This window comes from Micromonospora sp. ALFpr18c, assembly GCF_008868155.1.
Classification (GTDB): Bacteria; Actinomycetota; Actinomycetes; order Mycobacteriales; family Micromonosporaceae; genus Micromonospora.
This window is the reverse complement of the sequence record NZ_WBKR01000301.1, coordinates 1-4,566: the sequence shown is the minus strand read 5'-3', so window position 1 is coordinate 4,566 and position 4,566 is coordinate 1. Positions and strand designations below refer to the sequence as shown.

Sequence of the window (4,566 nt, the reverse complement as noted above, 5' to 3'; positions counted from 1 at the left end):
ACCGAAACACGTCGAAGGCACCCGCGCGAAGCTGAAACGCATGGTCAACCGCCAGGTCCTCACCGAAGACGAGCCCGGAGTATTCACCCTCGCCCAGAAACGGACCTAACACTCCGAACCACCCTCTCAGAGTCAGGACTCGACCCACGGCCAGGCGAACTGCTCTCGGCCGCCGCCCGCCACCAGGTGCCTGCCGCCGCCGTGGTGTTCGGCACACCGCTGGAGACGTGCCTGGACCGGCAGCGCAGCCGCCCCGCAGCCCTGCCCGGTCGGCGGTGGATCCCGCCCCCTTCTTGAACTTTTCTTGAGGCTTGTTCGTTGCTTAAGAGTGATCAGTTCTTTGAGTAACTTTCCTTCGGGAGGTCGTCGTGCTGCGGTCAACCGATAATTCGCAGTCTTCTGGTCAGCAGCAGGCGGGTACTCGGAGTGGGTACTCGCAGGGCCTAATACATCCCGTCCCAGTTGCCGCTCATCCTCCGCAGGCCCCCGCGGCGCGTCGAGCGCAGCAGGAATTCAATGCGGCTGTCCAGCGAACTCAGCAGCACGTTACTCAGCTGCCTCCGGAGGAACAGCAGCGTGCGGCGCAGGTCCTCGCGGCGCATCGAGCGCAGCAGGAATTCAATGCGGCTGTCCAGCGAACTCAGCAGCACGTTACTCAGCTGCCTCCGGAGGAACAGCAGCGTGCGGCGCAGGTCCTCGCGGCGCATCGAGCGCAGCAGGAATTCAATGCGGCTGTCCAGCGAACTCAGCAGCACGTTACTCAGCTGCCTCCGGAGGAACAGCAGCGTGCGGCGCAGGTCCTCGCGGCGCATCGAGCGCAGCAGGCCCAGGTGCCGAACCAGCAGGGTGCTGTTGCGGCGGCAGCCCATACCCGATCCCCGTTTGCCGGATCGTGGGAGCGGTTCGTCGATTACAGCGGAGGGCACGGTGCTCCATCGACGAGTGCTGCCTCGGCGAGCAACGGTGCTTCCCAGTCTTCGGGTAGTACACGGGTGCGTCAGGGGTGAAGGCGGTGACGTCGGCCGGCCCGAAGTCGTCTTCGTCGTGTTCCCAGAGGCGGCCGAGTAGCGCCAGCTTGGCGTGGAGGATCTGCGGCATGGACCCGTTGGCGCCCACGCCCTTGCGGAAGCCGATCGTCCGCACGGTCGGGATCATCTCGTCGCCCGGCGGCAGCGACCACCCCAGGTCCGATCACCGGGTGCTCACCGTCGACCAGGGAGGTCAGTTGCTCCAGTGGGGGGAAATAGCACACCGGGAGACCGGGCGCGCGGGTGTTGAGGTCGGCCAGGCGGCGAAGCTTGTAGGGCAGATCCGGCGGCTGCACCTTCTTGTCCCGGGCCTGCTTGCTGACCACCACGCAGGCAGCTTGCAGCCTGGCGAGTTCGTCGAGCAGTTCCGGGTCGTCCATCCACATCGCGCAGCCCAGCAACGTCGCCCCAGGCCCATGGTATTGGTCCCACCGCTGCTGCCGGTGCTCTCGGAAGTCGCGGATTCCCTGTACCAGGCCAGCCAGCACGTCCCGACCGAAAAAGGCCTGATTTCCGGCCGGGCCGACGTCGAGCGCACGGTCGTACCACTGCCTGAATTCCGGCTGCGCTTCCTCGTCCCCCATGACGGCAGGTTAGAACCTTCGCGCCTGCGGCTCGACCGCCGCCGGGTCAGGAGGCGTTGGCGGCGGTCTTCGGTGGCGCCGGTCAGCGGGCCTTCTTCATCGCTCGCTTACGAGGCGGAGTCAGCAGGTCGGCGATCGTAGCGATGGCGGACGGCACGAGCCGGTAGTAGGCCCAGACGCCGCGCTTGTCACGCTCGAGCAGGCCGGCCTCGGTGAGGATCCGCAGGTGGTGGCTGACGGTCGGTTGGGAGAGTCCGAGGGGCGCGGTGAGGTCGCTGACGGACGCCTCTCCCTGCGGGGCCGACTGGATCAGGCTGAGCAGTCGCAGCCGGGCCGGGTCGGCGAACGCCTTGAGCACTCCCGCGAGCCGTTCGGCGTCGGCGCGGTCGATCGGCTCGCCGACGAGGGGCGAGATGGCGGGCGTCGCACTCTTCACAGTTCCCACGTCTTGCATCGTTGCAGCAAGAAGCGTCGATCGCCTGGTGAACGAGGGCAGGATCACCGTGAGTTCGTGTACGGGCCCACCGCTTCTGCCGTCTCGGCATGCAGGTGTGGTCGACGAGGTCGCCGGCGGCGATCACGCCGGGCAGGTTGGTGCGGGTAGCGGGTGAGTCGACGGTGACGTAGCCGTTGTCGTCGAGGGTGACCTGGCCGCGGAACAGGTCGCTGCGGGGTCGTGGCCGATGGCGACGAACACGCCGGTGACGTCCATGACCGGCTCTCGCCGGTGTGGACGTCCCGTAGGCGGGCTCCGGCGCCGGCGCCGTCATTGCCGATGATCTCCTCGATGACGGTGGCCACACCGGCGTCGGTAGGAGGATCTACGGTCTGGCCGGACAGCCGGCCGCACCCGCGCGGTGGGCATGTCATCCACCTCGACCAGGAAGCGATCGACGACTTGCCGCGGTAGAGCTCCTAACCGAGGCAGGAAGGTTGGGCCGTGCGGTGTGGCGCGTCGGGGTGGGTGCAGCCGTGGACCATCCTGCTGTCCATGAGCGCAATCTCCACCCTGCTGTCCGGTGTCGTCGAAGTGCTGCCCCAGATCGTCACCGGCGGGTGCACCCTCGGCGCGACGTGGCTGACCTACCGGTTCGGTGAGCGTCAGCGCGCCCGCGAGCGTGCCCGCGACAAGGTCGTGAGCACGAACAAGAAGATCGAGGAGCTGGGCCAGGAGCTGTTCGAGGCGGTAGGCGCCCTGCACCTGGCGCTGCGGGTGTACGTACCGGCGCACAACTCGTGGCAGCCGAAGCTGATGACGCTGGGCAGTGCGTTCCTCGAGTACATGGCGGCGAAGACCACCAGTGGCCACGCGCTTGGCGTGGCGCAGCTCGGCCGGGTGGCGACCGAGGCTAACCAGCGGGAGCTGGCCGCCGCGCTGGGTCTGCAGGCGCCGCTGCAGCGGGTGCTCGCGGTCGCCGGCCGGGCGGCGGTGCTGGCCGATGGCGAGGTCCGCGAGGCTGCGTTGAAGCTCGGGCAGGTCGCGGCCGAGTCCGGCCAGGCGTACGGGCAGGACAACCTGTGGCGGCCGACGAAGGCCAAGGCCGCCCGGGACCAGGCCGACGCCGAGCTGTACGAGGCGATGGACGTGCTGTTGACCGCAGTGAAAGCCCACCTGTCCCCAGCCGTCGAGACACCGCGGCGATCGTGGCGGCCGCGGCTACGCCGCCAGGCCGTGGACGCGCCCGCAGCTGCCGCGACCCAGGCGATGGTGCCGCGGCCACGTGCCGGTGAGCGCGGCGAGCGCGCAACGCCGTCGTTGCCTGCCGGGCGCTCTCCTGCGGTGAACTGGGCTAAGTTCTGTCGTCCGGAGGACGGACACTGCACGCTCGTAGTCTCGCTGCCCGAACGCCCAGCACGCCTGCGGCCACGCCGTCCACAACCGCGCCCGCACACCGCCCCAGACCCCGCCAATCGGAAGCGTCTAAACCCACCACCAAGGCCACCTGACCACCGCCGCCCCACCGGCCCGCCCGGACCCGCCGACACGGGCCACAACAGCACCGACCGTTCCGACACCAGCCAGCACGAACCCCCGCCGAAACAGAGGAGCACCAACGGAGCACCAACGTTCCAAAATGTAGGACAATCGGCAACGAAAATGGGAAGGAAAAAGGCCATGACCCCCGTTCCTGCAGGTCACGGCCTTGATCGTTTGTGCGCCCGAAGGGACTCGAACCCCTAACCTTCTGATCCGTAGTCAGATGCTCTATCCATTGAGCTACGGGCGCTCGTGCTCAGCCAGTGTACACACCCGGCTTTCGCGCGGAGACTCCGGGATTCGAACCCGGGAGGGGCTTTAAGACCCCAACCGCATTAGCAGTGCGGCGCCATAGACCAGACTAGGCGAAGTCTCCCTGGTGGCCCGCAGACCACCGCGCCCGAGGATACAGGTCGTCACCCACCGGGGGCAAAACGACTTCCGGGGTACGCCGACCGGGGCGGCCGGGCACCGTGTTTCGGCGCTGTGCGGCGACGTGATCGGAACTACGCTCCATCGATATGCAGGAGCAGCCGCCGAGCGAGCCGACCCGCCGAGAGCCTGCTGACCGGGCGCGTAAGCGCTCGGCGCGGGCCACCTTCACACCGCCGACGGCAGCCGAGCAGGCGACACCTCCGGCGGCTCCGGCCAGCCCGCGCCCACGGCGGCCCAAGGCCGCGCCGCCGGTGCTCTTCCAGCCACCGGAGCCGGACCGGCCGCTGCCCCGACAGCCGAGCCGTCCGCCGGCCAGTGCGACAGGCACCGACGCCGACGAGCCGAGCACGGCACCGAGCGCCGACCAGCCGGGCGAGGCGGACCGGCCGAGCGAACCGGGCCAGCCGAGCGCGGCAGCCAGCGTCGACCAGCCAGAGGCACCGAGCGTCGAGGGCACACCGGCTCCGAGCCCCCCGGCGCCGAGCACCCCAGCGCTGCCCGCCCCGCGTAAGCGCGCCGCGAGCCCACGCAAGGCCACCCC

General features: G+C 69.0%; 4 protein-coding genes, 2 tRNA genes and 2 pseudogenes. 2 read left to right on the top strand and 6 right to left on the bottom strand.

Annotation, left to right across the window (positions count from 1 at the left end):
- Nucleotides 1-443: 443 nt before the first annotated feature.
- The 4 genes and pseudogenes from F8271_RS29995 to F8271_RS29980 all read right to left on the bottom strand — a co-directional run.
- Nucleotides 444-869, bottom strand: coding sequence for a hypothetical protein (locus tag F8271_RS29995; RefSeq protein WP_151493168.1), 426 nt, complete (start codon nt 867-869; stop codon nt 444-446).
- A gap of 128 nt (nt 870-997) precedes the next feature.
- Entirely contained in the window at nt 998-1,612 is a 615-nt protein-coding gene (locus F8271_RS29990; protein WP_151493167.1) for a hypothetical protein, read from the bottom strand.
- Between the two features lie 82 nt (nt 1,613-1,694).
- Nucleotides 1,695-2,066: a helix-turn-helix transcriptional regulator gene (locus F8271_RS29985; RefSeq protein WP_151493169.1), complete on the bottom strand. Its 372-nt coding sequence runs from the start codon at nt 2,064-2,066 to the stop codon at nt 1,695-1,697.
- A gap of 94 nt (nt 2,067-2,160) precedes the next feature.
- Nucleotides 2,161-2,401, bottom strand: a pseudogene (locus tag F8271_RS29980) (NAD(P)/FAD-dependent oxidoreductase); the annotation flags it as partial.
- A gap of 202 nt (nt 2,402-2,603) precedes the next feature.
- On the opposite strand from F8271_RS29980, the gene F8271_RS29975 reads away from it, so the two are divergent.
- Complete coding sequence (locus tag F8271_RS29975) at nt 2,604-3,794, top strand: hypothetical protein (protein WP_151493166.1); 1,191 nt, start codon at nt 2,604-2,606, stop codon at nt 3,792-3,794.
- Here the strand turns inward: F8271_RS29975 and F8271_RS29970 are convergent.
- Nucleotides 3,768-3,840, bottom strand: a tRNA-Arg gene (locus F8271_RS29970). The genes F8271_RS29975 and F8271_RS29970 overlap by 27 nt on opposite strands.
- A 35-nt stretch (nt 3,841-3,875) precedes the next feature.
- Nucleotides 3,876-3,966: transfer RNA gene (locus F8271_RS29965), tRNA-Ser, on the bottom strand.
- Between the two features lie 145 nt (nt 3,967-4,111).
- On the opposite strand from F8271_RS29965, the pseudogene F8271_RS29960 reads away from it, so the two are divergent.
- Nucleotides 4,112-4,566, top strand: a pseudogene (locus tag F8271_RS29960) (hypothetical protein); the annotation flags it as partial.